We start from the raw sequence: 231 nt of genomic DNA on the forward strand, positions 1-231 counted from the left end.
GGTATATTTATCATTGGTAAATAGGACAGTTTGGGTTAACAGGTGAACGCCTTCAGAAAGGATGATTGTTGTTTCTCCCTGCTCTTTGTTTACATTAACGCGCCTGGCTGCCTCTGAAAGAGTTTTTAGCGGCTGGGACTTTATTCCGGAATTGGTGTCGTTGCCGGTCTGGGGATTAACATATAATTGTTCTGCCTTTACCCAAAGCATACTCATCAGGCAGCATAAAAG

Annotated in this window: 1 protein-coding gene; it reads right to left on the reverse strand. The window is 43.3% G+C overall.

The window, feature by feature from the left end:
• Positions 1-216: hypothetical protein (locus ACR9ZK_RS23790; protein WP_481344365.1), on the reverse strand; the 216-nt coding region annotated here is incomplete at its 3' end.
• Positions 217-231: the final 15 nt, after the last annotated feature.

It is taken from the genome of Monashia sp. HAY1-5C, assembly GCF_056755255.1.